Annotated in this window: 25 protein-coding genes; 20 read left to right on the forward strand and 5 right to left on the reverse strand. The window is 52.1% G+C overall.

The features are described from left to right. Positions 1-58 precede the first annotated feature (58 nt). From NSS83_RS02950 to NSS83_RS02995, 10 genes are all read left to right on the forward strand, one after another. Positions 59-826 (forward strand): ABC transporter ATP-binding protein, encoded by a 768-nt coding sequence (locus tag NSS83_RS02950; protein WP_341185822.1) that lies wholly within the window; start codon positions 59-61, stop codon positions 824-826. Then, positions 816-2,774: an ABC transporter permease gene (locus NSS83_RS02955; RefSeq protein ID WP_341185821.1), complete on the forward strand. Its 1,959-nt coding sequence runs from the start codon at positions 816-818 to the stop codon at positions 2,772-2,774. The genes NSS83_RS02950 and NSS83_RS02955 overlap by 11 nt, the downstream gene beginning before the upstream one ends. 231 nt (positions 2,775-3,005) lie before the next feature. Continuing rightward, positions 3,006-4,856, forward strand: coding sequence for a sensor histidine kinase (locus tag NSS83_RS02960; protein WP_341347632.1), 1,851 nt, complete (start codon positions 3,006-3,008; stop codon positions 4,854-4,856). Continuing rightward, entirely contained in the window at positions 4,853-5,698 is an 846-nt protein-coding gene (locus tag NSS83_RS02965; RefSeq protein WP_341185819.1) for a response regulator, read from the forward strand. Before NSS83_RS02960 ends, NSS83_RS02965 begins: the two co-directional genes overlap by 4 nt. 475 nt (positions 5,699-6,173) lie before the next feature. Continuing rightward, positions 6,174-7,469, forward strand: coding sequence for an extracellular solute-binding protein (locus NSS83_RS02970; protein WP_341185818.1), 1,296 nt, complete (start codon positions 6,174-6,176; stop codon positions 7,467-7,469). An 85-nt stretch (positions 7,470-7,554) separates the two neighbouring features. Next, on the forward strand, positions 7,555-8,439 hold the full coding sequence (locus tag NSS83_RS02975; protein ID WP_340992968.1) for a sugar ABC transporter permease: 885 nt from the start codon (positions 7,555-7,557) through the stop codon (positions 8,437-8,439). Between the two features lie 12 nt (positions 8,440-8,451). Further along, the gene (locus NSS83_RS02980; RefSeq protein ID WP_341185817.1) at positions 8,452-9,279 is read left to right on the forward strand and encodes a carbohydrate ABC transporter permease; all 828 of its coding nucleotides are present in this window, start codon (positions 8,452-8,454) and stop codon (positions 9,277-9,279) included. Positions 9,280-9,303: 24 nt separating this feature from the next. Continuing rightward, positions 9,304-10,911: a 5'-nucleotidase C-terminal domain-containing protein gene (locus tag NSS83_RS02985; protein WP_341348703.1), complete on the forward strand. Its 1,608-nt coding sequence runs from the start codon at positions 9,304-9,306 to the stop codon at positions 10,909-10,911. A gap of 205 nt (positions 10,912-11,116) precedes the next feature. After that, a complete protein-coding gene (fabD, locus tag NSS83_RS02990) occupies positions 11,117-12,004 on the forward strand; it encodes an ACP S-malonyltransferase (protein WP_341185816.1) in 888 nt (295 codons plus the stop codon). A 10-nt stretch (positions 12,005-12,014) separates the two neighbouring features. Next, positions 12,015-12,785: a 4'-phosphopantetheinyl transferase superfamily protein gene (locus NSS83_RS02995; protein WP_341348704.1), complete on the forward strand. Its 771-nt coding sequence runs from the start codon at positions 12,015-12,017 to the stop codon at positions 12,783-12,785. 3 nt (positions 12,786-12,788) lie between these two features. On the opposite strand, the gene NSS83_RS03000 is transcribed toward NSS83_RS02995, so the two are convergent. Genes NSS83_RS03000 through NSS83_RS03015 form a run of 4 tightly spaced genes read right to left on the reverse strand, consistent with a single transcriptional unit; the run spans position 12,789 to position 17,157 of the window. Further along, the gene (locus NSS83_RS03000; protein ID WP_341347633.1) at positions 12,789-13,610 is read right to left on the reverse strand and encodes an arylamine N-acetyltransferase; all 822 of its coding nucleotides are present in this window, start codon (positions 13,608-13,610) and stop codon (positions 12,789-12,791) included. A 4-nt stretch (positions 13,611-13,614) separates the two neighbouring features. Beyond that, entirely contained in the window at positions 13,615-14,859 is a 1,245-nt protein-coding gene (locus NSS83_RS03005; RefSeq protein WP_341185813.1) for a beta-ketoacyl-[acyl-carrier-protein] synthase family protein, read from the reverse strand. After that, positions 14,856-16,142: a beta-ketoacyl synthase N-terminal-like domain-containing protein gene (locus tag NSS83_RS03010; protein ID WP_341347634.1), complete on the reverse strand. Its 1,287-nt coding sequence runs from the start codon at positions 16,140-16,142 to the stop codon at positions 14,856-14,858. The genes NSS83_RS03005 and NSS83_RS03010 overlap by 4 nt, the downstream gene beginning before the upstream one ends. A 4-nt stretch (positions 16,143-16,146) precedes the next feature. Then, on the reverse strand, positions 16,147-17,157 hold the full coding sequence (locus NSS83_RS03015; protein WP_341185811.1) for a GDP-mannose 4,6-dehydratase: 1,011 nt from the start codon (positions 17,155-17,157) through the stop codon (positions 16,147-16,149). A gap of 197 nt (positions 17,158-17,354) precedes the next feature. On the opposite strand from NSS83_RS03015, the gene NSS83_RS03020 reads away from it, so the two are divergent. From NSS83_RS03020 to NSS83_RS03045, 6 genes are all read left to right on the forward strand, one after another. Next, positions 17,355-17,750, forward strand: coding sequence for an acyl carrier protein (locus NSS83_RS03020; RefSeq protein WP_341185810.1), 396 nt, complete (start codon positions 17,355-17,357; stop codon positions 17,748-17,750). Positions 17,751-17,756: 6 nt separating this feature from the next. After that, entirely contained in the window at positions 17,757-18,512 is a 756-nt protein-coding gene (locus NSS83_RS03025) for an SDR family NAD(P)-dependent oxidoreductase (protein ID WP_341185809.1), read from the forward strand. Between the two features lie 70 nt (positions 18,513-18,582). Continuing rightward, a complete protein-coding gene (locus NSS83_RS03030) occupies positions 18,583-19,032 on the forward strand; it encodes a hypothetical protein (protein WP_341185808.1) in 450 nt (149 codons plus the stop codon). Then, positions 19,013-20,242 carry a glycosyltransferase family 2 protein gene (locus tag NSS83_RS03035; RefSeq protein ID WP_341185807.1) on the forward strand — a complete coding sequence of 410 codons (1,230 nt, stop codon included), beginning with the start codon at positions 19,013-19,015 and terminating at the stop codon, positions 20,240-20,242. Before NSS83_RS03030 ends, NSS83_RS03035 begins: the two co-directional genes overlap by 20 nt. Then, on the forward strand, positions 20,229-20,651 hold the full coding sequence (locus tag NSS83_RS03040) for a thioesterase family protein (RefSeq protein ID WP_341185806.1): 423 nt from the start codon (positions 20,229-20,231) through the stop codon (positions 20,649-20,651). Before NSS83_RS03035 ends, NSS83_RS03040 begins: the two co-directional genes overlap by 14 nt. Continuing rightward, a complete protein-coding gene (locus tag NSS83_RS03045) occupies positions 20,648-21,115 on the forward strand; it encodes a hypothetical protein (protein ID WP_341185805.1) in 468 nt (155 codons plus the stop codon). The genes NSS83_RS03040 and NSS83_RS03045 overlap by 4 nt, the downstream gene beginning before the upstream one ends. Here NSS83_RS03045 and NSS83_RS03050 read toward each other — a convergent pair. Continuing rightward, positions 21,090-21,824 (reverse strand): SDR family oxidoreductase, encoded by a 735-nt coding sequence (locus NSS83_RS03050; RefSeq protein WP_341185804.1) that lies wholly within the window; start codon positions 21,822-21,824, stop codon positions 21,090-21,092. The genes NSS83_RS03045 and NSS83_RS03050 overlap by 26 nt on opposite strands. A 99-nt stretch (positions 21,825-21,923) precedes the next feature. Here NSS83_RS03050 and NSS83_RS03055 point away from each other — a divergent pair, with 99 nt between their 5' ends. From NSS83_RS03055 to NSS83_RS03070, 4 genes are read left to right on the forward strand one after another with little or no spacing between them, the layout of a single operon-like run. After that, a complete protein-coding gene (locus NSS83_RS03055; RefSeq protein WP_341185803.1) occupies positions 21,924-22,934 on the forward strand; it encodes an NADP-dependent oxidoreductase in 1,011 nt (336 codons plus the stop codon). 24 nt (positions 22,935-22,958) lie between these two features. Beyond that, positions 22,959-23,918, forward strand: a complete 960-nt coding sequence (locus NSS83_RS03060) for a phosphotriesterase (RefSeq protein ID WP_341347635.1) — start codon at positions 22,959-22,961, stop codon at positions 23,916-23,918. 21 nt (positions 23,919-23,939) lie between these two features. Then, entirely contained in the window at positions 23,940-25,175 is a 1,236-nt protein-coding gene (locus tag NSS83_RS03065; protein WP_341185801.1) for a sugar efflux transporter, read from the forward strand. Next, complete coding sequence (locus tag NSS83_RS03070; RefSeq protein WP_341185800.1) at positions 25,172-26,305, forward strand: glycosyltransferase; 1,134 nt, start codon at positions 25,172-25,174, stop codon at positions 26,303-26,305. Before NSS83_RS03065 ends, NSS83_RS03070 begins: the two co-directional genes overlap by 4 nt. Positions 26,306-26,359: the final 54 nt, after the last annotated feature.

Below are 26,359 nucleotides of genomic sequence, written 5' to 3' on the forward strand. Positions count from 1 at the left end.
TACAATAGAGCTACCGGAAAGAAATACGATGAATAGATGATTAATGGGAGATGAAGCTGTGAGCGTAGTACTGGAAGTCAAAGAGGTTAAGAAAGTATATGGTGTGCAAAACGGTGAGCATTCGACAGTGGCACTGGATTCCGTAAGCTTCAACGTAGAGAAGGGGGACTTCATCGGGATTATGGGACCCTCCGGGAGCGGCAAAACCACCTTGCTGAACATCCTCAGCGGAATCGGTAAGCCGAGCTATGGCGAGGTTCTGATCGGGGGCAAGAACATTACCTCCATGGATAAGAACCAGATGGCCCTCTTCCGCAGACAGCATCTGGGCTTCGTCTTCCAGGAATTCAACCTCATGGACAGCCTGACGCTGAAGGAAAATGTGATGCTGCCGATGATTCTCGACAAGCGCGATAAAGAGCATATGGAGTCTAAGAGCGAAGAAATCATGAAGCTGCTGGGCATCGATGAGATTGCCGGCAAATACCCTTACAACATCTCCGGCGGACAGCAGCAGAGAGTGGCGGTGAGCCGCGCGCTGATTAATGATCCGGACATTATTTTCGCTGATGAGCCTACAGGCAACCTGGATTCCAAGTCGTCGAATGCCGTGATGAAATGTATCGAGAAGATGAACCAGGAACGGGACAGCACCATTCTGATGGTTACGCATGATGCCTTCGCGGCCAGCTTCTGCAAGAAGATTATCTTCATTAAAGACGGTACGATCAGCATGGAGATTGTCAGCAGCGGGGTCCGCAAGGAGTTCTTCGATCAGATTCTCGACTGTCTGGCCATCATTGGAGGGGAAAGCAATGACCTTTAGAGACGTTACGATTAAAAATTTCAAGCGCAATGTCCGCAACTTCTTCTCCTACTTCATCTGCAGCGCCTTTGCGATCACGATTTTTTTCCTCTATGCTGCGCTCTTGTTCAATAAAAGCATCCGTGAAGGAGCGACGGAGGATGTCATCCAGATTGTCCTGATGCTAAGTCTGGTTGCGCTGACGCTCTTCTCCGTATTCTTCATCAACTATGCGCATTCCTCATTCATCAAGGCGCGAAGCAAGGAATTCGCCATCTTCATGTCACTCGGGATGCATAAAAATGATCTGCAGAAGATCATCCTGCTGGAGAATCTGATCATCAGCGTGTCCTCGCTTATCGCCGGAATCATCACGGGTGCGATCTTCTCCAGGCTGTTCCAGAACGTAGCGATCAATCTGCTGGATCTGCAAGGCGTAGCGTATTCACTCAGTGCAGCAAGCTTCATTGTTACTGCGGTTGTCTTTACGGTAATCTTCGCTGCCTCGCAGCTGATCTCAAGCGTCAAGGTCGGCAAGCTCGATATCGCAGACCTGATGAAGGATTCCCGCAAGCAGGATAATCAGGCGAAGGCAAGTGATGCCAAGCTTGGGCTGCTGGGGGTAGGGCTGGTTATAGCATCCATTCTCTTCCTGATCTTCATCTCGAACGCTGAGAGCCTGAATACCAACCCCTTCATGATTATCACCTATGTTCTGATGAGCTTCATCGGGATCTACATGGTGATCTCCCATCTCGGGAATACACTGATTACCTTCCTCAAGAACAAGAAATTCTACTACCGGCACATCCTGTCGATCACAGAAATCAGTCACAAATTCAATCAGAACAAACGGATCATGTTCATCCTGAGCATTCTTAGCGGAATGACGATCTTCCTCGTCGCATCCCCGTTCTCCTTACTGCAATTGTCAGAGAGCATCGCCGAGCGGAATAAATATGATGTGGAGTATATATCCGTTGCCGGTGTACATGTGCTGGAGAAAGAACAGCTGGAGCAGGTGCTGAAGACATCCGCTGAGCCGCTGAAGTCAATCCAGGAGACCCACTTCCTGAATCTGCGGATGAATCTGGAAGGCGATAAATACGATATCCTGAAGACGAAGCCGATCATCTCGCAGGAGATGTATAACAAGCTGACCGGGGAGAAGGTATCGGTGGGCGCAGGTGAGGCTCTTAACATTGTGACAGCCTGGGAGCCGGGTACCCACGGTATCGGAGAAGGAGAGAAGATCCAGTTCACCGACGGCAAGCAGACCTTCGATTACAAGGTGAAGGCCTCTTATCACGGCAACTGGTTTGCAACAGCCAGCTCGTATCCGACCAGCTCTGGAATCGTAGTGAGCAACGAGGATTACAAGAATATGGAGTCCAAGGTAGGTGCGGCGGCAACCGGAACTCATTATGGAATTGATTTTGCTGCCTGGAAGGGGACGGACGGGGTTATTCAAAAGCTTAAGGATACCCTGGATGCTACAGACAAGGACGGAAGCGGCAAGATGTTTGCCGTTGCATCCAAGGTGGATGCCTACAAAGCGCTGAAGAAGAACTATTCGCTCTTTGTATTCGTCACCTCATTGATCGGGGTATTATTCTTTGTTGCTGGCGGAATGGTGCTGTACTTCAAGCAGTATACCGAAATCGGGAACGCCACCATCTTTTTCAGGAAACTCTACAAAATCGGGATCAGCGACAAGGAGATCCGCTCGGTCGTCTCGGCAGAGCTGCTCATCACCTTCTTTGTCCCGCTGCTGCTTGGCAGCATCCTGGGCTATTCGGTCATCTATCTGATCACCCATGTGATGAGCGGATCGGACATCGCCCTCGAGTTCATGAAGAATACCACCATTGTTGTGGCGGTCTATATCGTGTTCCAGCTCAGCTTCTTCTTCATCACCAAACGCAAGTACAGCCAGGAGGTTGTCCGCAAGCTGACCCGTTCGGCTTAAATCCATTCGTTCGAATAGACAACTCAAAACAGCAGGCATTCCCCCCGTCATTGGAGAATACCTGCTGTTTCTTATGAAACAGAGGGATAAATCCCTTTTATCCCCTCTTCCAGCTGACTTCACGCGGAGGGGAGCTCAAGCTGTCATTCCATAGCTTTGGGGACAGCGGCTTTTCTGTTGTTGTAATTTGTGTATAATACATGTACAACCATACATGTAACGGAGGGAACGATGAAGCGGTTCATGCGATATCCATCCCTCTTGAAGAGGCTAAGGGCGGATCTGCCCTTTCTGTTCAGCGGCAGTATGCCGCTGCGGCGGAAAATTCTGTTAAGCAACCTCCTGATTGTCCTGCTGGCACTGGTGATTTTCATGGTCAGCATTCAGCGGATTGTCTTCAATCAGACCCTGGAGAGAACCACGGCAAGCTCACAGCAGGAAGTGAGACTGGTCAAGCAGTCGATGGAGACGGTGTTCCAGTCGGTCCAGAATTTCACGAAGTTCGTGCTGATCAATCAGGACACCCAGAAGCTGCTCAGCAGAGATACCGGTGACGGCAATGATGTGGCTGCACTGAAGTCGATCTACAATACACTGGCTGCAATGCTGGTAACCGAACCGAATATTGATTCTGTTATTATTGAATCCTTGAACGGCAACCTTTATTACACCTCCAACCTGACCGGAGTGACTCGGGAGAGTCTTGGAATCTATCCACGGGCGGAGATTGATGCAGCCAGAGGCGGTGCGGTCTGGGCGGATTCGCTTACGCCTGCCTTTCTGTCCGGGATGAAGCACAAGAATATGATCAGTGTGGGCAGGGTCATTAAGAGCATGGAGAAGGGGACCCCGCTGGGCTATATCTATGTCAACATTGACGAGCGGACACTTGCCCGCCTCTATCATAATGAACAGAACCCGGAGAGCGCTACGCTGGTCATTAACCGGAACGGAAGAATCATCTCTGCGAATGAAGCCTCAAGGGTGAACCAGCCGGTCGCGGAGGCATCCCTTACGGATTGGGTCAAGTCAGTCTCACAAGGAACCCGGACCCAGGAGGTCGCCGGAGACCGTTATTTAGTATCCATGCAGAGTCTCGCTCCCTATGACTGGAAGATCGTCCAGCTGGTGACGATATCAGAGCTAACCTACGGGTACTGGAAAATAGCCCTGCTGCTGGCCGGGTTCGGCCTGATCAGCATCCTGTCAGCAGTGCTTCTGTCTATTCTGTTCGCCCGCCGGCTGACCCGGCCGCTCAGCCAGCTTAGCGAGGTGATAGTCGAGGTGGGCAGCGGGAATCTGGAGCGGCGCGCGGCCGCCGATTCCGAGGACGAGGTCGGCCGGCTGGGAGCTACCTTCAATGAAATGGTGGAGCGCATCCAGCGCCTGATGGTCCAGGTGGAGACGGAAGAGCAGACCAAAAGAATGCTGGAGCTGCGGCTGCTCTATTCGCAGATCAAGCCTCATTTCCTGTACAATACACTGGACACGATCCGTGCGATGGCAGTGATGTCGGGGGCGAAGGACATCAGCAAGATGCTGAAGGCGCTGGGTGAGTTCTACCGGATCTCGCTTAGCAACGGTCAGGAGCTGATAACGGTGGCCCAGGAGCAGAAGCATCTGGAGAGCTACCTCTATATTCAGCAGATCCGATTCCCTAAGCTGAACTACCGGATATCGTTCGGGCCTGGACTGGAGTCCTGCCTGGTGCCGACCATGCTGCTTCAGCCGCTGGTCGAGAATGCGATCCACCATGGCATTAGAGGAATGGCGGACGGCGGCTGGTGTGAAATTACCTGCGCAGCGGAAAGCACGGACGGACAGAATCTGCTGTGCTTCACCGTCCGTGACAACGGCAAAGGCATGAGCGAAGAGCAGCAGCGGCTGATCTGGTCGGAGCGTGACAGCGCGGAGAGATACAGCTTCGGACTCCGGAATATTCAGGACCGTATCCGCCTGCGGTTCGGAGCGGCATATGGAATCCTGCTGTCTTCTGAGCCGGGCCGGGGCGTAGAAGTGAAGCTGCGCTTGCCGCTGCTTAAGCAGACGAACGAACAGGAAGAGGGGACAGTCAGACTATGAACACAGCACCGGTAGCCCGCGTCCTGATTGTGGATGACGAGTATTATTTCAGGCAGCTGCTGATCCGTCTGGTGGATTGGGAAGCCGCCGGGTTCGAGGTGGCCGCAGAAGCCGATGACGGCTCGGCCGCCTTGCAGATCATCGGGGAGCAGCATATCGATCTCATCATTACGGATATTGAAATGCCAAATATGAACGGGCTTGAATTCATCGGGGAAGTCCGTAAGCTGAATTCGGCGGCCAAGCTGATTTTCATCACCAGCTACGATAATTTCTCTTATGCACAGCAGGCCATCTCGCTTGGAGCGGACCATTATCTGCTGAAGCCCGTCGATGAGGATGCTGTCGAACAGGCTCTCCGCACGATCCGGACACAGCTGACAGAGAAATGGGAGGCAGAGCGCTATATCAACCGGCTCAGAATCAAGGCAGGTGATGTGCAGGAGTCACAGGCAGTTGATGCCCGTGCTCAGAGACGGCAGAGCAGCGGCACTGCCTTAATCAGCAAGACCATCGCCTATGTGACGGCACATTATGCCGAGGATACGTTGTCACTCCAGAGTACGGCCAGCGCCCTGTTTGTGAATCCGAGCTATTTAAGCCATGCGTTTAAGAAGGAGACCGGCGAGTCGTTTGTGGAATATGTGACGAACGTCCGTCTTGGCGAAGCCATGAAGCTGCTCAGCCAGGGGGCCTTCGAGGAAGAAGCTCCCGCACCCAAGATTGCGACGATAGCCCGGCAGGTGGGCTACAAGGACCCGTTTTATTTCAGCAAATGTTTCAAGAAACGTTACGGAATGACCCCGAATACCGTGTATAGCGGTAGCTATTCGGATACATAAAGAACAGCTATAGGCAGGGCCCGGTGTTTTACAGCCGGGCTTTTCTATGTTAAGGAATTATGATTTACCCGTCTGCGAATAGGTTTGTACGCCAATGTAATCAAAAAACCGAACACAATGGGGGCTGCTACGCCGGGAGGTGGTCCTCATTCTTCACAGCCAGTAACATTTATAGAGGAATCCTGCAAGAAGTGCAACAATGCTGCTCCTTACAAGCGGCCGAAGAGAGAAGGCACCCGCATCCTTCACCCGCTGGGTAATTTTGTTCCTGATTGCTTTTCTGTCGGTTAAAGTTAACCCTGTGTAAAGCTGCCGTTAACATGGGAACGCCCCGTAAATTGAGTGTAAACTTACCTGACACACCTAAAAATTTTACTGTTAAAACCAACATATCTCCATTCGTACACGGCGGTTCACTTGTTAAGATGATACCTGTAAGTCAAATCCCGAAATATTGAAAGGTGGTCCAACACAAATGTTCGGAAAAAAGCTTGGGGTAGTTGCAGCATCCATCGCGCTTAGCAGTGTAGTGCTTAGTGCTTGCGGAGGAGCCAACGGTAACGAAGGGGCAACTCAGAATCAGGATGCGAAAGCGGCGGAAGGCAAGGAATCTGTCTCCTTATGGATGTTCGATGCAGATCCGATGTATCAGGCTGCTGCCGAGGCTACCGCAGCGGAAGTCGGCGTGGATTTGAATTATGAGTACATACAGGACGAGACCTACAAGACCAAAATCAGTGTTGCACTGGCTGCCAATGAGCTTCCGGATGTATTCCAGCAGCATGCCGGGAAGTCCTACCGGACACCTGTACTGCAATCGAAAACGGTAGCCCCGCTGAACGATACCCTGGATTCCACAGGACTTGGCGCGAAATTTCTGGACAACCAGCTGGTGAAAGAAGAAGACGGCAATATCTATTCCGTTCCTTCCAATATCAGCACAACCCTGGTCTTCTACTATAACAAAAAGCTGATGAGCGATCTGGGCGCTACGCCTCCTGCAACCTGGGACGATCTTCAGGCGCTGGTATCCAAAGCCGATGATAAAGGGATCATCCCTATCGCCCTCGGCGGCAAGGAAAGATGGCAGGGTGATCTGCTGTACAACCTGCTTGTAGCACGTCAGGACGTTAACGCCTTCGACAATGCGATTAAAGGCGATGCGAAGTTTACAGATGCTCCATTTGTAGATGCGGCGAAGCAGGTAGCCACCTTGGTAAGCAGCAATGCCTTCCAGAAAGGCTTCCTCGGCTCGGCTTACCTGGATGCCCAGGAGCTGTTCAAGAATGATAAGGCGCTGATCTGGATTGACGGCAGCTTCAACTTCGGCGCGCTGTCGAAGGCCATGGGCGATAATCTCGGATATATCGCTTTCCCGAAGACTGGTGCAGAGGATGTCTACAGTGCAACGATCGGCTTCCAGAACTCGGCGGCACCTTACTCCTTGTTCGTGAACAACAGCTCCAAGCATCTCGACAAAGCCAAGGAATTCGCGATTAAGCTGTCCCTTAAGCTCAATGATGAGTTCGTACGCAAAGGCCTGCCGGGCTATGCGGCCAGCGAAGTGAAGTCGGAGTCGCAGAATGAGCAGCTCTCCGCTTATGCTACGGATATCAGCAAAACAGCCAAAACCCAGGCGATGTGGTTTGGCCTGCTGTCGGCAGATACAGGCCAGGAATACCGCGATATGACGCAGCAGCTCTATGGCGGCAATCTGACGCCTGAGGAATACACCGCCCAGCTGGAAACATTGCTTCGTTCGGCAGAGTAAGACGCGCTTTACAAATATAATAGGGGAAAGGCGATGCAGTCTCTTGGACCGCATCGCTTTTCTGCACTCTGATAGGTGGATAGTGATGGAAAGAGCGCTCTCGGATAAGAAATTAATCGCTTTGTTTCTAGTGCCAGGTTTAACCGTATTTCTGATCTTCTATTTCGTGCCAATTCTCATGACGGCGTATTACAGCTTCCAGGAGTGGGACGGAATTAACCCTATGGCCTTCGTGGGCCTGGACAATTACACCAAGATGTTCACCGCAGATAAAAGCTTCTGGAAGGCGGTATGGAACAGTGTGGCCTTCCTGTTGACAGGCGTATTCGTCCAGCTTCCGCTCTCGTTCGGCCTTGCCCTGCTGGTCTCCCGTAAAATGAAGGGACGCAAATGGTTCCGCAATATTTACTTTTTCCCGGTGGTCATGTCAACGACGATGGTCAGTCTGCTGTGGGTCAAAATCTACGATCCGAACATCGGGATGCTGAACACACTGCTGGAAGCCGCCCACCTCGGCAGCTGGGCGCAGGCCTGGCTTGGAGATACCAAGACGGCTCTCTTGTCAGTCCTGATCGTAACAACCTGGCATTATGTAGGCTATAACATGCTGATCCTGTTTGCCGGTATCCAGGGCATCTCGGAGCAGTACTATGAGGCCGCGAAGCTGGACGGTGCTGTCGGCTGGAAGGCAGTCCGTTATATCACGCTTCCGCTGCTGTCTGATGTGCTGCGGATCTGTGTCGTGCTGAACGTGATTTACGCGCTCAAGACCTTTGAAAGTGTGTATGTCATGACGAACGGCGGACCGCTGCATTCCACGACAATGATTGCCCTGAAAATGTTCCAGGAAGCGTTCCTGAAGCAGAACTTCGGCTACGGCAGTGCGCTTGCCGTGTTCATGGTGCTGGAGTGTCTGATCATTGCCTGGGTACTCAATAAAGTGCTGACCCGTGAAAAAATTGAATATTAAGGAGGACCGGACATGCTGAAGACTACCAAAAACACAGGCCTCTATCTGCTGATGGGCCTCATTGCCGTCCTCCAGTTGTTCCCGCTCTACTGGCTTGTGGTAAGTGCATTTAAGGATAATTCGGAGATTATCGGCGGAGTGGTCTGGGCGCTCCCCACAGAATGGCGGTTTAGCAATTTCTCGGAGGCCTGGGTAAGCGCCAAGGTGAATCAATACTTTTTCAACAGTGTATCAGTTACGCTGATTACCCTCTTGTGCGTGCTGCTGTTCGCTTCGATGATGGCTTACGCGCTGACACGGATGAGATTCAAATATAACGGACTGATTCTGTTCATTCTGCTCATGGGAGTCATGGTGCCGATTCATGCTACGCTGATTCCGCTGTTCATGATCCTGAAGAATCTCGGTCTTCTCAGCTCGCGGCTGTCGATTATCCTGCCGTACATCGCTGTGAATCTGCCGATAGGCGTCTATATGCTGTCCGCGTTCCTGCGGAGCATGCCTAAGGAGCTGGAGGAGGCTGCATTCATCGACGGCTGCGGGGTGGTGAAATCCTTCTTCAAGGTCGTGCTGCCGCTGCTGAAGCCGCCGCTTGCCTCGGTTGCCATCTTCGTGTTCCTCGCCGTATGGAATGAGCTGCTGATGGCAGCAACCTTCATCCAGAAGGAATCGCTGCGTACGCTGCCGCTCGGGCTAATGAACTTCAGCGGCCAGTACAGCATTAGCTGGGGACCGCTGGCCGCGGCAATGGTAATCTCCACGCTGCCGATTCTGCTCGCTTATGTACTGTTCAGCGACCAGATGGAGAAGAGCTTCACCGCAGGCGCAATTCTGAAATGAAGAGACGGAAGAAGGGTGAACGAGATGATGGAACCGGCAGCAAGCCGTAACCAACGCAAGATCGTGATTATTGCTACCTCGGATGTTCATGGCAATCTGTGGGGCTACCGTTACGAAGACGGACTCGCTACCGTAAATGACGGGCTCGCCAGAGTAGCCGCTTATGTCCGGGAGCTTAGAGAGAGCGGGACGGAGATTCTGCTGATCGATAACGGTGACGTCTTCCAGGGAAATATGCTGACTGACGATGTCTACAATAAGCGGCCGGAGGACAAGCATCCAGTCGCGTTAGCACTTAATGCCATGGGCTATGCTGCGCTGACCTTGGGCAACCATGAGTTTAACTTCGGCCTTGGCCTGATTGAACGAATCAAGCAGGAGCTGAGCTTCCCGGTGCTCGCTGCGAATGTCTGGGACGCAGAAGGCAGACCCTTCGCAGAGCCATATGTGATCCTTGAGCAGCGAGGTATCCGGATTGCGGTCATCGGCCTGACGAATCCCAACGTTCCGCGCTGGGATGGAAATAAGGTTGAGGGCCTGAAGTTCGGCCATATGGCCGAGACCGCACAGGCGATAGCTGCCTCCCTACGGTCGGAAGGGAAGGCGGACCTGATTGTGATCAGCGCCCATGCGGGCATGGTTGCAGAATTCGATGAAGAGGGCGGCTCGGATGCCGCCGGACGGATTGCGGAGCTTGTTCCTGAAGCAGATGTGCTGCTGGTGGGCCATATGCATATTACCGTGAACCAGCGTATAGGCAATACCGTCATTGGAGGGCCGCGGGACCGGGGGAGGGAAGTCGTTCGCTTCGACCTGACGGTTGAGATGGACGGCGGACAGCCCAAGGTCGTGAACCGGGAGATCACGGTGGTGGATATGAGCGGCTGGGAGCCGGACCCGGAACTCTGCAGTCTGGTTGCCGGGGCGCATGAAGAGACTCTCCAGTTCATCGCCGAAGGCGGTGGTGGCTCTTCCATAGAAGGGGAGGACGGCATTCTGGGGTATGCAGCGGCCGATTTCCAGCCTGAAGAGACTGCCGGGCTGCCCGCCGGACGGGTGCAGGATACGGCGGTCATTACCCTGATCCAGCGCGCCATGCTGGAGGCCAGCGGGGCGGATGTTGCCGCTACAAGCCTATTCAACGACAACGCAGATCTGAAGCAGGGACCGCTGACGTATGCAGATGTCTACCGCATTTATCCTTTTGACAATGTGCTGTATGTTGTTACCATCACCGGCAAGGAGCTGAAGGCTTATATGGAAGCCTCGGCGGCCCATTTCCGGCAGTGGCAGCCCGGGGACACGAATATCACTGCCGATCCTGAGGTGCCGAGCTACCTCTACGATATGTTCGCCGGGGTCAATTATCGGATCGACATCTCGCAGCCGGTAGGCAGGCGGATCATCCACCTGGCCTACCGGGGCAAACCGCTTGCCGATACGGACGAGCTGCAGCTTGCCGTCAACAATTACCGTTACAGCAGTCTATTGAAGGCCTCGGGACTGGTCAGCGCCGTGAAACACTGGGAGTCGGACTGCAGTGTCCGCGAGTTGCTGGTTCGCTACATCCGGGAGCGCCAGACGATTATACCGGAGGTAGATCATAACTGGTCTATTGTGGGGACGGATTAAAATAGTAAGTAGATCAGAGAGTCTGCAAGCAGGATTGCAGGCTTCTTTGTTTTCTTATAAAACAACCTTATTATCAACTTTATACAGCCTAAACATTCATTGACAGTTCATGAGCAGGTAGACGATAATTTAGTAGATTCATAGTATAAATTATGGAAGAAGCTTTAATTTCAAATAGGATAGAGCTTAGAAGGAGGCGGAGAGGATGAAGGCTTATCTATTTCCCGGGCAGGGTGCGCAGTTCGTCGGTATGGGCGGCATGCTGTTCCAGGAGTTCCCTGAATACACCGCAATTGCCGACCGGGTGCTTGGCTATTCGATTGAAGAATTGTGTCTGAGAGACAGCAGCAAGCAACTGGATAATACCGCCTATACACAGCCAGCCCTATATGTGGTCAATGTATTGTCCTGCCTGAAGGAGCTTCAGCAATCCGGGACAGCCCCTGATTTCGTAGCCGGACACAGCTTGGGTGAATACAGTGCACTGTATGCGGCGGGGGTGTTCGATTTCGAGACCGGACTAAGGATTGTTCATAAAAGAGGCGCGCTGATGAGCATGGCAACCGGCGGCGGCATGGCCGCTGTCATTGGTCTGCGGGAGGAAGACATCCTGCGGATTCTCGCGGAGCACCGCCTGGACAAGCTGGATGTAGCAAACCTGAATACGCCTACGCAGATTGCCCTGTCGGGACTTGCAGAGGATGTGGAGGCTGCCCAGGCGGCCTTTGAGCAGAACGGGGCTCTGGGTTATGTCATTCTGAATGTCAGCGGAGCCTTCCATTCGCGCTATATGCGCGCTTCGGCGTCACAATTCCGCGAGTTCCTGAGCCAGTTCCGGTTCGCGCCGCCGTCCATTCCGGTCATTGCCAATACGACTGCCCGGCCTTATCCGGTGGACAATGCCATTGATTATATGACCGAGCAGATGACCAGCAGTGTGAAGTGGACCGACTCCGTCCGCTACCTCATGGGCAGACATCCCGAAATAGAGCTGACCCAGATTGGCCCGGGACATGTCATCGAGCGCCTAGTCAGCAAAATCAAACGGGAAGCAGAGCCCCTGGACGCAGCCTGGATCATAGATGGGAAGTGAGTTGACAACGATGCAACATCCAGTCTTTGCAAGTCAATACGGAGCCTCACTCCAGCAGACAGTAAGAACAATGAGCCTGGAGCTGGAGAGCCCGGAGGCACCCTACCGGCTGAAGCTGAGCGTAGTCTCGCTGCCGCCGGAGGGCGATCCGCTGGAGTATCTGAACCAGGAAGAGAAGGACACGTATTTCGGCTTCCAGTATGCAAGGAGACGGAACAGTTACTTGCTTGGGAAGCTGGCAGCCAAGACCGCTGTGGCAGAGGAAGGCGAGGCGCTGTCCGGGATTCAGATTGAACACGGCATTCTATGCCAGCCGCTTGTGGCCGGAAGGAATCGGAAGATTACGATTACCCATTGCGATTCGCTGGGGGCGGCGGTCGGTTATGACCCGCGCCTGCTCGCGGGCGTGGACATGGAGCTGGTGGATGAGAAGGCGGCGGAGGCGATCCGGAGAATCACCAGCAGAGAGGAAGAGGCGCTGTTGCCGGAGCTGGCTGCTGCGACTGCGCTGACGCTGCTCTGGACGGCTAAGGAAGCGATGTCGAAGGTGATTCAGACGGGCTTCACCGTCCCCACCGAGCTGTTCGAGCTTAAGGCATGTACCTGCAGCGGCAGCGTAGTGATCAGCCAGTTCAAGAATTTCCCGCAATTTCAGGCGGTCTCTATCCTGCGGAAGGAATATGTATATACACTTGTCCTGCCTGCCAAGGTCCTGGCCGGTTCATCGGAAACCCGGCTGATCGAGGGGCTGGAGGGGCTGCTGCCGGATGGGGTGGGGTGAATTTTATTCACCCCATATTGGTGTGCCCAAAGATTCCAGGGTTTCTACAGCTTCATGAACCGGGAGATTGGTCATGCCGAATTCATTGTGCACAATATCCTGAATCTCCTGTATGGAATGCAGCTTCATTTGCTCTTGGCGCTCCTGATACCGGATGGTGAATGTATCATTTACAAGAGACAGCGAGCGTTGCCGGTCCGGCTGCCACAGATAGACCCGCAGGATGGTGGTGAACAAACGCTGCGGCTCATTACTCCAATGAATAAGCCGGTGAACTTCCGGCAAGTCTGCGCGCTCATAGGGACGAAATATCCAGTGATGCTGTTCTTTGCCTGTAATACCGTGCACCAGATGGAATTTAAGCTTGTTGCCCGGGTCAGGATACCCCATAACTCGGGAGTGGTGAATCGTAAGCTCATGCGGCTGGGAGATGTCCAGCGGATAATAGGTGGGATGTCCCAGTGCCACATCCGTATAATAGAGCCGGTCTGCGAGCTTCACGATGGTTGCCAGATGCGAAGCATATTTAATAGGATAAGCATCGTAGCCAAGCTCCTGCAGCAGCTTGCAGAAATAATAATTGCCCGTGTGGCACACGCCGGAGTAATCGAATCTGTACATATGATCCATGTAGACTTCCTGCGGAGGAAGGTAGAACTGCTGTTCCTCAAAGGTCTTAAGATAATGCAGCTTGGAGATATTCTCAAACGCTAGACGCGTCATCCGCGACCTGACTAAGCGCTGCAGATAATCCAGGCTGGGAGGCTCCACAACCATGCCGATCCGCTTCAAGTACAACATAGCCCATGCTGAAGGAGTTGCCATTTGTTTATCCTCGCTTATATTTAGCAATGACCAGAGACGCATTCTGTCCGCCCATGCCGAATGAATTGGTGAGGGCCATCTCTATGTCCGCAGGTTTCGATATATTCGGCGTATAGTTCAGGTCACACTGGGGATCAGGGGTTCTGTGATTGATCGTGGGCGGAATGAACCCGTTGCCCAGGCTAAGAATCGTTACCAGAGTCTCCATGGCCCCGGCGGCTGTCATCAGATGGCCATGCATCGATTTGGTGGAGCTGATGTCCAGTTGCCCGGCGAGGGCGCCGAAGACTGCCTTAATCGCTTCAGTCTCATGCTTATCGTTCTTGGGTGTCCCTGTACCATGCGCGTTAATGTAGTTGATGGCCTTCAGCGGCACTCCGGCATCCTCAATAGCCCGCTCCATGGACAGGATCATTCCCAGGGAAGACTCATGCGGGTCTGTGATGGAATAACCGTCCAGCGAGCTGCCATACCCCCGTATCTCCGCATAGATCGGCGCATGCCGGCGGAGTGCATCCTCTTCCCGCTCGAGCAGGAATAGAACCGAACCCTCCCCGATCGTGAAGCCGTTCCTGTTCAGGTCAAACGGGGAGCAATTCTCAGTGCAATCGTCCTTCGTGGGCTCAAGCGCACCGAGCCGGCAGAGGCGGGCCAGCGACATCGGGTCCAGCTTGGACGAGACTCCCCCGGTTATCACCGCATCGGCATCCCCGGATCTCAGCATAAGCATGGCGTCGCCAATCGCCTGCGCGGATGCAGCGCAAGTGCCGAAATTCGCTATACTTGGACCTCCTATACCAAAATCCCGGGCAGCATGATAGAACATATAAGATGGATGATTAGCGAGCAGTGTCTCAAGCTCCATCGGCTCTGATGGGGGCTGCTCTGCATTACCATAAGCGTACAGATACTGGAGATCCTCAGGAGAGGAGGTATTGGGGTCTGTGCCTACGATTAAGCTGATGCGTTCGGGAGCATAGAACCTTCCCGGACCGCCGGTTTCCAGAAGCTCCTTCACACAGGAGTAGAATAGCTTGAATATAATATTGCCGGCAACAGGGTACTGTACCCGGTCCAACGCCGAATCGTCAATCATAGCTGCATGTTTAACAGGCAGGCTTCCCACCTGATACCGTTCAATCGGCCTGATTCCTGAATGACCCGCTTTAAGATGGGTGACTATGGATTCCAGTTGGTTGCCCAGAGGGGTAATCGCGCTTATTCCGGTTACTACAATTTTACTTCTCATCGCGTGTGATTGCCCCCTTTCCCAAGAATGATAGCACTGTAAGCCCCGCCCGGTCCTGCACTGTTCACGACAGTCCGTTCAATATCCATGGCTGCTTTCTCCGCGCGGACCCATTCCAAGCGGCTGTCAGAGGGCGTAGATGTGTGGTTCAACGGCACAGCGGTTTGGCTGATCATCGATTGCACCGCCAGGATCACGTCGAGCAGACCGGATACGGGACCGAGATACCCAAGATAGCCCTTCAACGCAGCAGCGCTTACGCTTGAGCCATTCCACACGGCAGAGATACCCTCAAGCTCAGCATCATCCCAAGCGGCAACAGACGGTGCGTTGCACATCATCAGATCAATGTCATCCGGGACAAGCTTGGCACGCTCCAGCGCCAGATTCAGGGTGTTGGTGAAGCCTGTCCCCGACAATCCAAAGTAAGTCTCACCAGGAATGGTCAGGCTGGACCCGCCTTGGATTCTGGCAAGTATAGGGCGGCCATTGCTTAGGGCAACTTCTTCCCTTTCCAGAAAAATAGCGCCCGCGCCCTCACTCATTAGCGTGCCGGAAGAATTCGGACTGAAGGGGGTGACCAGCTCTTCAGGATTCTCCCGTGCGGCCGTGCTTCTGACGAATCCAGTCTCCAGCCACCACCTGAATTCATGGGCGCTGAAGGGACTGAAGGAGGCGGAGACCATGGCTTGGTCAATCCGCCCGGTCTCAATGGCCCTAGCCGCAGACAGGAGGGCCGTTACGCCTCCGCAATCGCTATTACAATACAAGTTGCCGGGTCCGTGCGCTCCGGTGGTTTTGGCAATGAAGTGCGAGGGGACCGTGGTTAATTGCTTCACGCCGCTTAAGGGAGGAATCCGGTGCAAGTTATCCCCCAGCTGTGAAAAATCCATGGCTCCAGCCCCGCCGCTGCTGCAGATCGAACGAATGATCTGCAGCGTCTCAGGGTCCAGATTTACCGGATGATTGGCCACATAGACCGCACAATTCATAGCGTTATTCTCCAGACTTGCGATCAGTCCATAGTCATTCAGCATCTGATAGGCGGCCTTCATCTGCAGCTTGTTGTATCTCAGCATCATGTTAGAGCCGGAAATGCCCAGGTCTCTGATACTGAAATCCGGAATTTCACCTCCGATGGTGCATCTGCAGGCGGATGCATCGAATAAGCTAATGGCGCTGTAGGCTGTTTTGCCTTGGAGCATGGCTTCATGGATATCCCCGGGCGTATGGCCCAGTGGAGTAACACAGCCCATGCCGGTTATAACAACGGATGATTTCATGGGATTATACAACTCCTGTCGTTGCTGTATGGGCTTCGGGTAGCCAGTACCGTTCATACCAGTCTACGGTTTGGCGGATTCCTTCCTCCAGCGGAGTCTCTGCTGACCACTGAAGAATCATCTTGGCCCGCTCAGGGGAGAGATGCTGGTGCAGAATTTCCCTGCCGTTCTGAACTTCATAGTGCGGTTCAATATGCTCCAGATTCATCGTGCGCTGAATAAGGGAGGTAACCTTCTGGATCTCCCACAGCTTGCCGGTCCCGAAGTTAAATACATGCTCTCCGTCCTGATCTGCTTCATAATGGTACATGGCCATATAAGCCTGGACCAAATCCTTGATGTAGAGGAAATCCCGCATATAGGTTCCGTATGAAGAGATTCGGATGACAGGCTGAAGCTTGCCGTATAGCCGCTGTATAGTCCCGGGAATAAGCCTGCGGAAGTTCAGATCGCCTCCTCCATAAATATTGCCGAAGCGCCCGACCACAATAGGCAGGCTGAAGCTGTGTCTGTAGCTCTGGGAGATCAGATCGGAACAGGATTTCGAGGCGTCGTAAGGATTCCTGCCCTGAATGGGCATCGCTTCGTCATAAGGGAGAATGGGGCTGTCACCGTATACTTTATCACTGGAGGCAATGATGATTTTGGAGATCTGGTCCTTGTGAATCCGGCAGACCTCCAGCAGATTGTAAGTACCCTTCACATTAGTCTCGAACGTCTGCCAGGGGATCTGGTATGCCAAATCCTGCATGGATACGGCGGCCAGATGAAAGACGGTGTTAATTCTTTCGTCCGTGATAGCGCGTTCAATTAGGTGGTAGTCGGTAATTGAACCATAGTAACAGCGAATTTCCTTGTCCAGCCCCATTTGGGCAAACGGGCTTCGCGGGTTGAGCTCACTCAGGATAGAGGTTAGTTCAGCACCTTGTTCAAGCAAATGTTGAGTGAGCCATGTCCCTACGAATCCTGATGCACCTGTAACCAGCGCACGGCAGTCCGATAAAGCGCTCTTCATTGACATAACCTCCTACAAATCGACTGATAGATTACTAGGATAAAACATCCATTTTTGCCGATAATAACTCACTATGAAAATAATTTCAATAGTAAATAACACTATCTTTAACTCTTTTATCGCCAAAAAAATCATTGCTATTAATAGAAAATTATGTATACAATAACAAAGAAATCTATTCTTCGCGGAGGTGCGTTATGGATCAAACCATTTACAGCAAAGTGAAAAAATTGTTGCAGGATGTCCTTGATCTGCCAGAGGCTCAAATCATGCCGAATACTTATCTTTACAGAGATTTAAATCTGGAAAGTGCAGAGACGCTGGAGCTAACGTTCATGCTTGAACAGGAATTTGGCATCAAGATCGACAGCCAGGAATTCTGGAATTTGCCCAATGTGATTGCCAACCGGGGAATGTTCAGCGATGGCCGGCTGTCTCCGGAAGCCGTCTCTTCTGTACGGCAATATTTCACTGTATCGGATGAGGACCTCTCGGCGCTTGCCAGTCCCTATGATCTGTTCCATTATCTGACGGTGGAGAATATGGTAGATTTCGTATCCGCCAAGTTAGAGAAATCGGAGAATAGGGTGTGACCGGCCGTGAAGATTGATTTCTCGGGCAAAGTAGTCATTATTACCGGAGGAAGCAGAGGCATCGGGCGGGGACTGGTTACGCATTTCGCACGGGCTAACGCGACCGTATACTTCACCTATTTATCCAGTGAAGATCAGGCAGCAGCAGTTGTACAAGAGTGCAGGGAGCAATACGGGGCGGATGTCACCGGCCTGAGAGTGGACGGGAGATCTAAGCCTGATGTGGAGAGCTTTATGGATACGGTCTGGAAGAATCATAAGCGCATAGATGTTGTAGTTAATAATGCTGCCTGGATTCCAAGAGGCCTGTTCCTGCAAATGAGCGAGCAGGATTGGAGCGAGGGAATCAGCGCCAACCTGAATTCTGTCATTGCCTTCTGCTCTTCGGCTATCAAATATATGATTCTGAATAAATCGGGATCGATCATCAATATTTCATCCCGCTCGGCACTGCAGCCCGGGCGGGGCCAAGCAGTATACACAGCAACCAAAGGTGCAGTTGAATCGCTAACCAAGGTACTGGCACTGGAATACGGTTCGTATAACATCCGTGTTAACACTATTGCGCCCGGACTAATCGAAACCGATGTCGTAAATACGATGCAAACCGGGGTCAAGAAGAAGATTATGGAACGCACGCCCCTTGGAAGAATGGGCACCGTAGACGATGTCAGTCATGCGGCGCTGTTCCTGGCCAGTGATTATGCCTCATACATTACAGGCACCCAATTGCCGGTGACCGGAGGAAGACATTTGGATTAACTTTGGCGGGTAAGGGATGTGAAGCTGCTTGCGGTATATGCAATTGGTATCTTTTACAAGAGTGGGCCCCATGGAGGCAGAGTCCTGCCAGGTTCTACAGCCCCGTGAGGATGTCTTTGAAGCGGAATGCGATACAGGATTGACGGTGCCATTCTATGTTCTGCTTGAGTCCGTATTCCAGACTGCAGGCAGGCTTGCGCGTGAAGTCACCCATAACCGGCATGGGGCCGGAATTGTTAGCTTCAGTAATTTTGTGTTTAACCGGCCTGTGTTTCAGGATGAGCAAGTGACCTATTATGCCAAGCTATTATCGGTCAATGAGGAGAAGCGCAGCTTTTTCTTCCGGATTACGATTTCCGCAGAGGGGCAGTTGATTGTGCCTGACGGGAGATTAATCACGAAGCAGGAGGATGTGATCTCTACTCATAGCTTGAATAACAACATAAGGCTGAATGCAGAAGACGGAATGAACCTGCTCAGATGGAAGAGGGGGGACGAACGTGTGGATCTGGATTTTTAATATTGTGATGATGTCATTATTTCTGGTGCCGGGATTTCTTGCTGTTTATTTTATACTGGAGAGGCAGCGCTCCCGCCGGACAATAGCGGCCAAACCGCCTTATCATCCTAAGGTTACCGTGCTGCTTCCCTTTCGCGGGCTGGACTATAACTTTGAATCGACCTTGCGTAGTCTTGCCAGCCAGCAGTATGCCGGGAACTATGAAGTGCTCGCAGTTACTTCGGAGGAGAACGGAGGAGGGGAGGAGCTGGTTCATCAATATGCGGCGCAGTCACCACGGATTCATCTGGTGAAGGCATCTCATTCCGAGGTCTCCCGGCACCGGAGCGATAAGGTGAATAATCTGTTAACTGGCATAGCGCATGCATCCAAGGATACCGAGGTCTATGTGTTTATTGATTCGGATATCGTGCCCCAGAGTACCTGGATTGAACAGATGGTACAGCCGCTGCAGTCCGCTCATGTCGGCCTCACCACCGGCAGCGCATGGATCGTATCCAAGAGCAAGAGTGTGCTGGCCCTGGCGGCAAGATACTGGGATTTCCTGGCGACCACTATGATCACGTTTCCCGTGACCCGTTTTGCCAGAGGTTTTTCTTTTGGGATACGTAAAAATGTGTTTGAACAGATCGGGATGAAATCCATCTGGTCAGAGGCCTTTCATGATAACTTCACCATTTCAGATGTAGTAAGGAGAGCGGGATTCCGCATCCAATACGTTCCCGATTGCTTAGTACCGGAGCATTTCGATATCCAAGGCTTCGCTTGGGTGAAATGGGTGAAGCGCCAGGCCCTGAACACGAAGGTAAATTACAAGCGGTTATGGGCGTTTGGCTTCTTCCTAGTGACGATGCCGCGGTTATTGGGAGCGATCCTGTTCCTGGTTGCCCTCGGGTTCAGAATAGCAGGCAATGTCCCTTCCTTGCTGTACATCTTCTTGTATTGGCCGTTGTTGCATATAGCAGGGGCCACTCTTGTTGTGGCCGCCGTATCCCGGGACGCTTCGCAGATTCCAGATTATCGCCCGTCGTTTATCCGTATAGCCGTGCTGGTGCTCGCTTCATTCGTATCTGTGGTGTATTGCATAAGCTCGCTGTGGGCCGTGATTTCCAACAAAATGGAATGGAGAAACCTCGTCTATCATCAAAAAACACCATTTACTACCGTCGTAACGGGAGAAAAGGGGAGGAAGCAGGATGCTGGACAATGAGGCCTATTCGGTGATCCATCGACGGATATATTTCAAGAACACCGACGCCGGCGGGGTGGTCTATTTCGGTAACGCCTGTGAGTTTATTGAGGCCGGCTGTACCGAATGGTTCCGGACACATGCCCTTTCCCTGAAAGAGATGCTTGACCAATACCGCATTTTTTTTGTGATGAAAAAAGTTGAAATTGATTTTCTGCACCCGGTCTACTATGACGAGTTCATAGAGATCCGAACGTCCGTGAAGCGAATCATGCATTATTGGATTGATTTTCACACCGAAATCTGGGTGGATCAGGATAAGCGTTATACTGCGGAGAACCGGATGGTTCCGGTCGATCTGTTGAGCAAAGCACCTGCGCTCATTCCTGAGGAAGTATACTCCGCTGCTAAAGGAGCCTGCAGAATATGAGATATATTTTTATGGATGAAATCACTGCTCTGACGGCTGACTCTATTTCCGGGAAGAAGTATGTCTCTTTGAATGAAGATATCTTCCGGGATCATTTTCCCGAACAGCCTGTGCTGCCTGCGGCGCTGATTACGGAGTCTATCATTCAATTATCGAGGTTGTTCACGTGGATCAACAGCGATTACCGCTGTTCGCTGATCCCCATAAGCTTTGAACGGCTTAAGTTTTTGCGGATGGTGTCGCCGCCGGACATTCTTGGGGTGGAGCTTACCTTTGAGAATACCGGCAGCGAGGGGGACATGAAGGCGCGGGCAAGAGTAATGTGTAAGGAGTCAGAGCTTGTCTGTGAAGGCTCCGTTCTTTTCCGGGAGGTCCCGCTGGATGCGCTTCACCGGGAGGAGCGCTGCCGGTCCCTTACCGGAATTCTAACCCGGAATCTCAGTTCAGGTGTGAGCCGCCCGTAACCAGCAGATCTGCTCCGGTGATGAAGCTTGCCGCTTCGCTCCCCAGAAAAGCAGCAGCATGACACACATCTGCAGCGTAACCTGCCCGTTGTAACGGTATCTTGCGGACATCTTCCTCGGTGACCCGTTTCGGCTTCTCGGTGACAATCAGACCGGGAGAGATGGTGTTGGCCCGGATGCCAAAGGCTCCATATTCAAGGCAGAGCGATTTGGTCAGGGAATCGACGGCTTGCTTAGTGGAGGAATAGGCAGCTTGTCCCCGGACCGGGTGACCGGCGCAGACTGTCGATATATTGATGATGCTGCCTGATTTTTGCCTGATCATATAGGGGAGTGCGGAGGTACAGTGATGCACCACACCCATCAGATTGGTCTGAAGCGAGGTATTCCATAGCTCGGTGGTGGTGTTGCCGAAATCGGCTCTCCATATGAACGCGGCATTGTTAATCAGAAGATCAATCGCCTGATGCTGCTGCCAGACATCCGAAGTAAATGCCGCAACCTGTTGGTCTGACCCCGCATCGACCTGTACCCCAACCGGTTGCGGCCCTTCGGCTGAATCGGCAATGACAGGCTGGAACCGTTCAGCAGAGAGATAAGTATAGTACACCTTAGCTTTCATCGCACTAAATGACTGCACAAGCTGACGGCCGATGCCCCGTGAACCGCCTGTAATCAGAACGATCTTACCGGTATAATCGAAATCCATAATGAACGCCTCCCTGTCTGATCTGTTATTATCATATGTAATTAGTGGATATATTGCAATATAATACTATATTATATATTAAAAGGAATTGATGATGTTATGCCCTCTCTAACAAATACTAGAATTGTAATGTGCCAGCGGCCTCAGGGCATCCCGCAGCAAGAACATTTTCGGCTGGAGACGGTTGAAGTTCCGGCCCTGTCGGAGGGAGAGGTACTTGTGAAGAGCGCCTATCTGTCGGTTGACCCGTACATGCGGGGCCTGATGCGCCGCAGCAAATCCTATATGGATTCCTATCAGATCGGGGAGATTTTTGGCGGGGCGGGTATTGGCGAGGTAGTGGAGAGCCGGTCATCCGGTCTTCAGACAGGAGAGAGGGTATGGGGCATCCTGGGCTGGCAGGAATATAGCGTACATAGGGCCGGACAATTATTGAAGATGGACCCGGACATCCAGCCGGCTACAGCTTACTTGAGCATTCTGGGTACCCCTGGACTGATCGCGTATTTCGGTCTTGCGGACGTATGTAAGCCCCGCGAAGGCGAGACCCTTGTAGTATCCAGCGGGGCAGGGGCCGTCGGCGCAGCCGTTGGCCAAATCGCCAAAAACATCTATGGCTGCCATGTCGTTGGCATTACCGGCTCGAATGAGAAGGTTCGCTATTTGAAAGAGGAATTGGGCTTCGATGAAGCGGTCAATTATCGCTTGGATCACAATCTGCGTATCGAATTGATGAAGGCATGTCCTCATGGAATTGATATGTACTTCGATAATGTCGGGGGAGATATCTCCGATGCCGTTTTCGGTCATATCAATGATTACGCCCGGATCGCGGTCTGCGGCCAAATTGCGCTCTATAATCTCGTCAGACCAGAGGCAGGCTCCCGGATTTTGCCGGCAGTTCTTCTTCACAGGGCGATGGTTAAGGGTATACTGATTGCCGATTATGAAGACCGTCTTACGGAAGCCAGGCTGGAACTGGGGAGATGGCTTAGGGAAGGGCAGTTGAAATGCCCAGAGACCATCACTGAGGGGCTGGAGAACACTATCGGTGCCTTCATTAATTTGTTCAGCGGCACGAATCCGGGCAAACAACTAGTACGGATCTAATCTGAAAAAAGGAAAATAAATCCTATGACAAACATAAACTCTGTAACAGGGACTGTTGACAGCTCGCAGCTTGGGCCCGCTCTTATCCATGAGCATATGCGGGTCAGATCCGTCGAAGTCGCGACCCAATTCCCACATCTATACAACCGCAATGAAGAGCTTCAGCTGGCGAAGGAGCAGGTTCTGGCCGCCAGGAATGCCGGGATACAGACCATCTGTGATCCCACCGTCATGGGTCAGGACCGGGATGTTGCCTTCATAAGGGAGGTGTCCGAATGCACAGGCGTAACCATTATTGCAGCGACCGGAATGTATACTTGTCAGGACCTGCCTGAGCCGCTAAGGAGAAAGAATATCGATTATCTCGCGGAGTTATTCATCAGGGATATTGAAGTGGGGATTCAGAATACGGAAATCAAGGCCGGCTTCATTAAATGTGCAACAGATGCTCAGGGCGTTACGCCGGATGTGGAGAAAATTATCCGGGCGGCTGCCCGCGCGCATAAGCGAACCGGGGTTCCCATTATGACCCATACCCACGCGGCGTCTAAGAATGGGCTGGACCAATTGGATCTGCTTGAGCAAGAAGGCGTCTCCGCCAGGGCAGTGATTATTGGGCATTCAGGGGACACCCATGACATGGCCTACTTATCTCAATTGCTGAACCGGGAAGCTCTGCTTGGCTTAGACCGGTTTGGTCTGTCAATCGGGATGTCATCCCGTGAACGTCCTGACCTGCTGCTGAAGCTGATACAGAGCGGTTATCACAAGCAGTTGCTGGTCTCTCATGATTATTGCGGGTCCATTGATTGGTGGGAGAGGGAAGAGGTGCTTTCTTTTGCCCCCGATTGGTCCATGACCCATCTGACCCGTGATGTCTGTCCGTATATCATACATCAAGGGGTGGACCAGGATATTCTAAGCGAGATCATGGTTAACAATGTACGGGAATGGTTTGAACATGCAGCAAAAGGTACCTACTAAATCATAACTGGAGACAGAACGATGAGAATGAATTCCGGTTTTCTCAAAGATATTATCAAAATGCCTAGTTTCGTAGCCCTGGTCTTTACCATAACCATGCTGGGACTCAGTGTATCGGCAACCAATCCCTTTTTATCGCTGTATTGTATTCAGGAGGCGGGCATGACTCCTTTGTCGTATGGCATACTGATGTCCATCACCATGGTCTTCGGCCTGTTCATCAGCACGTTCCTTGGCAAAGCCTCCGATACCCGATTCAGCAGAAAAACAATCATTATCTTCACCCTGCTCTCGACATCAGCCGCCTATGTGCTATTCGCCCTGTTCACCAACTATTATGTGCTGCTGGCCGTGTCGGCCCTATTCTTCGGAATATCGTTCGCTTCGTTCCCGCAGGTCTTTGCTTATGCCAGAGACTCCATCTCGAGGTCCAATATCAGTGCCATTAATCAGCCGCTGGCGATGAATATTCTAAGAATGTTATACTCCCTGGGCTGGATTGCCGGGCCGTCGATCGGTTCGGTTCTGGTTAATCAATATAACTTTTTTTACCTTTTTTTGATTGTAGCCGCTACATACATCTTCGTAAGCCTGATCGCCTTCATTCTGTTCCGCAGCCATCCTGTAACCCTAGCTGTTCAGGAAGACAAGCAGCCTGTACAGCTGGGACAATTCATTAAGCAGCCGCAAATTTCCTCTATACTGGGTACATTTATACTGCTCAGTATTGCTTCTTCGATGAGTACCCTTGTGCTGCCGCTGTTCTTCTCTACCACGATGCATGGGAATTATCAGCAGTTAGGCTGGCTCTATAGCATTACGGCGATTGTCGAGCTTCCCTTGATGGTTGTTGTCGGAGTGATGTCCAGAAAAATGGGCAAAACCGCAATCATCCTGATCGGTATCATCTCCAATGTCCTGTATTTCCTGGTGTTTGCCCTGGCTCACTCCATTATCCTGCTCTATTTCGCGCAGGTGCTCAGTGCCATTTCAGTGTCCATTATCATGGGCTACGGCATCAGTTATTTTCAGGAGCTGCTGCCGGAGGAGCCGGGAACCGCGACCACCCTCTACAGCAACACTTCCAGAATCGGCTCCTCCCTGGGAGGCGTGGTCTCGGGAGCCATATCAGGAATGTTCGGCTACCGTTCCGTATTCGTGGCCTGTATGTCTATATCGCTGGCGGCGCTGTCCATCTTCGGGCTGGTTAACACATCGAACCGGAGAACCATCCATAAGGAGGCCGGGAAAATATGAAGATAAGTATACTTGTATTGGCGTACAATATTAAAAATCTGGTAGCCGAATGCCTGTTATCGCTTAACCGCCAGGTTCAGGTGCCGGAAGGATGCTTCGAGGTCATTTTCGTTGACGACGGTTCAGATGACGGAACACAAGAGCGGATTACCGCGCTCGACCTTGATTATTCCTTGAAATACGTTTACAAAACGCCGGATGCTGCAAAGTGCAGATCAGCGGCCAGGAATCTGGGCGTGTCGCAGGCGGGCGGCGACATTTTATTGTTTTTGGACGGTGATCAGGTCGTAGAGCGGGACTTCATCTATCAGCATTGGAAGGTGCATCAGCTCTGCGGTGAGCCTGTAGTCGTGATGGGCCTGAGAGACTTTCTGGCTGAGGACAACCGGCTGCCGTTCAGCCAGGTGGAAGACAGTAACCGTTCGTCCTTAATTCTGGAACGCAGAGATCCGCGCCTGCCGGTCATCCAGCGGTTCTCGGAGAACGCGGGGAATATTGAGAACATCTGGGCTTTGCTCTATAGCTGCAACTTCTCAGCCCCCCGTCTAAACTACGAAGAAGCCGGAGGGTTCGATGAGGATTTTATTGAGTGGGGACTGGAAGATTGTGAGCTTGGCTACCGTTTATATCAGCAAGGTGCCAAATTCATCTTAAACACACAATGTATAGTCTTGCACCAGTATCATCCCACCACTTACGACGAGAAGAAATACCAGGGATGGTTCACGAATCTTGAATTATTCAAACACAAGCATCCCACGCTGGAGGTTGAGCTTCAGAGCATTCTCGGGGATTGGTTCGACCCGGCCCGCCGCAAGCCCTGGAAGGATGCTTTTATCCGGTATGAACTGGCGGTCCGGTCTGTAAAAGGCTTATACAATCAGATGAACAGCTTGTACAAAGTGGCAGTGATTCACGACGGCTCCGTTCCTGCGGAAGAGTGGCTCGCGAGAATCACCCGTGCGCTGGAATCACACAACGTCCTGGTGCTTGATTATTCCCGTTCGGACCTCCATCTGCTGATTCAGCTTGTTCCGCGGTCCTATGATCTGCTCTATTACAGACAGCCGTCTGCAGAAAGAGTGATTGAGGTTATGCAGTCTGTTGCTGTAAATCTATCCGTGCTGTAGCCGAGCCGCAGAGCGTCTGCCTGTTCATACTCCGTTCATATTCCCGTCATGAAG

The sequence above is a fragment of the Paenibacillus sp. FSL H3-0469 genome, from assembly GCF_038051945.1.
Lineage (GTDB): Bacteria > Bacillota > Bacilli > Paenibacillales > Paenibacillaceae > Paenibacillus_AQ.

Coding starts and splice junctions, on each gene's coding strand:
- NSS83_RS03000 (WP_341347633.1), bottom strand. CDS start 13,610: ATGGCAACTCCTTCAGCATGGGCTATGTTGTACTTGAAGCGGATCGGC.
- NSS83_RS03005 (WP_341185813.1), bottom strand. CDS start 14,859: ATGAGAAGTAAAATTGTAGTAACCGGAATAAGCGCGATTACCCCTCTG.
- NSS83_RS02970 (WP_341185818.1), top strand. CDS start 6,174: ATGTTCGGAAAAAAGCTTGGGGTAGTTGCAGCATCCATCGCGCTTAGC.
- NSS83_RS03060 (WP_341347635.1), top strand. CDS start 22,959: ATGACAAACATAAACTCTGTAACAGGGACTGTTGACAGCTCGCAGCTT.
- NSS83_RS03070 (WP_341185800.1), top strand. CDS start 25,172: ATGAAGATAAGTATACTTGTATTGGCGTACAATATTAAAAATCTGGTA.
- fabD (WP_341185816.1), top strand. CDS start 11,117: ATGAAGGCTTATCTATTTCCCGGGCAGGGTGCGCAGTTCGTCGGTATG.
- NSS83_RS02985 (WP_341348703.1), top strand. CDS start 9,304: ATGATGGAACCGGCAGCAAGCCGTAACCAACGCAAGATCGTGATTATT.
- NSS83_RS03010 (WP_341347634.1), bottom strand. CDS start 16,142: ATGAAATCATCCGTTGTTATAACCGGCATGGGCTGTGTTACTCCACTG.
- NSS83_RS03065 (WP_341185801.1), top strand. CDS start 23,940: ATGAGAATGAATTCCGGTTTTCTCAAAGATATTATCAAAATGCCTAGT.
- NSS83_RS02965 (WP_341185819.1), top strand. CDS start 4,853: ATGAACACAGCACCGGTAGCCCGCGTCCTGATTGTGGATGACGAGTAT.
- NSS83_RS03015 (WP_341185811.1), bottom strand. CDS start 17,157: ATGAAGAGCGCTTTATCGGACTGCCGTGCGCTGGTTACAGGTGCATCA.
- NSS83_RS02975 (WP_340992968.1), top strand. CDS start 7,555: ATGGAAAGAGCGCTCTCGGATAAGAAATTAATCGCTTTGTTTCTAGTG.
- NSS83_RS02995 (WP_341348704.1), top strand. CDS start 12,015: ATGCAACATCCAGTCTTTGCAAGTCAATACGGAGCCTCACTCCAGCAG.
- NSS83_RS03050 (WP_341185804.1), bottom strand. CDS start 21,824: ATGGATTTCGATTATACCGGTAAGATCGTTCTGATTACAGGCGGTTCA.
- NSS83_RS03030 (WP_341185808.1), top strand. CDS start 18,583: ATGGAGGCAGAGTCCTGCCAGGTTCTACAGCCCCGTGAGGATGTCTTT.
- NSS83_RS02960 (WP_341347632.1), top strand. CDS start 3,006: ATGAAGCGGTTCATGCGATATCCATCCCTCTTGAAGAGGCTAAGGGCG.
- NSS83_RS03020 (WP_341185810.1), top strand. CDS start 17,355: ATGGATCAAACCATTTACAGCAAAGTGAAAAAATTGTTGCAGGATGTC.
- NSS83_RS03055 (WP_341185803.1), top strand. CDS start 21,924: ATGCCCTCTCTAACAAATACTAGAATTGTAATGTGCCAGCGGCCTCAG.
- NSS83_RS02955 (WP_341185821.1), top strand. CDS start 816: ATGACCTTTAGAGACGTTACGATTAAAAATTTCAAGCGCAATGTCCGC.
- NSS83_RS03040 (WP_341185806.1), top strand. CDS start 20,229: ATGCTGGACAATGAGGCCTATTCGGTGATCCATCGACGGATATATTTC.
- NSS83_RS02980 (WP_341185817.1), top strand. CDS start 8,452: ATGCTGAAGACTACCAAAAACACAGGCCTCTATCTGCTGATGGGCCTC.
- NSS83_RS03045 (WP_341185805.1), top strand. CDS start 20,648: ATGAGATATATTTTTATGGATGAAATCACTGCTCTGACGGCTGACTCT.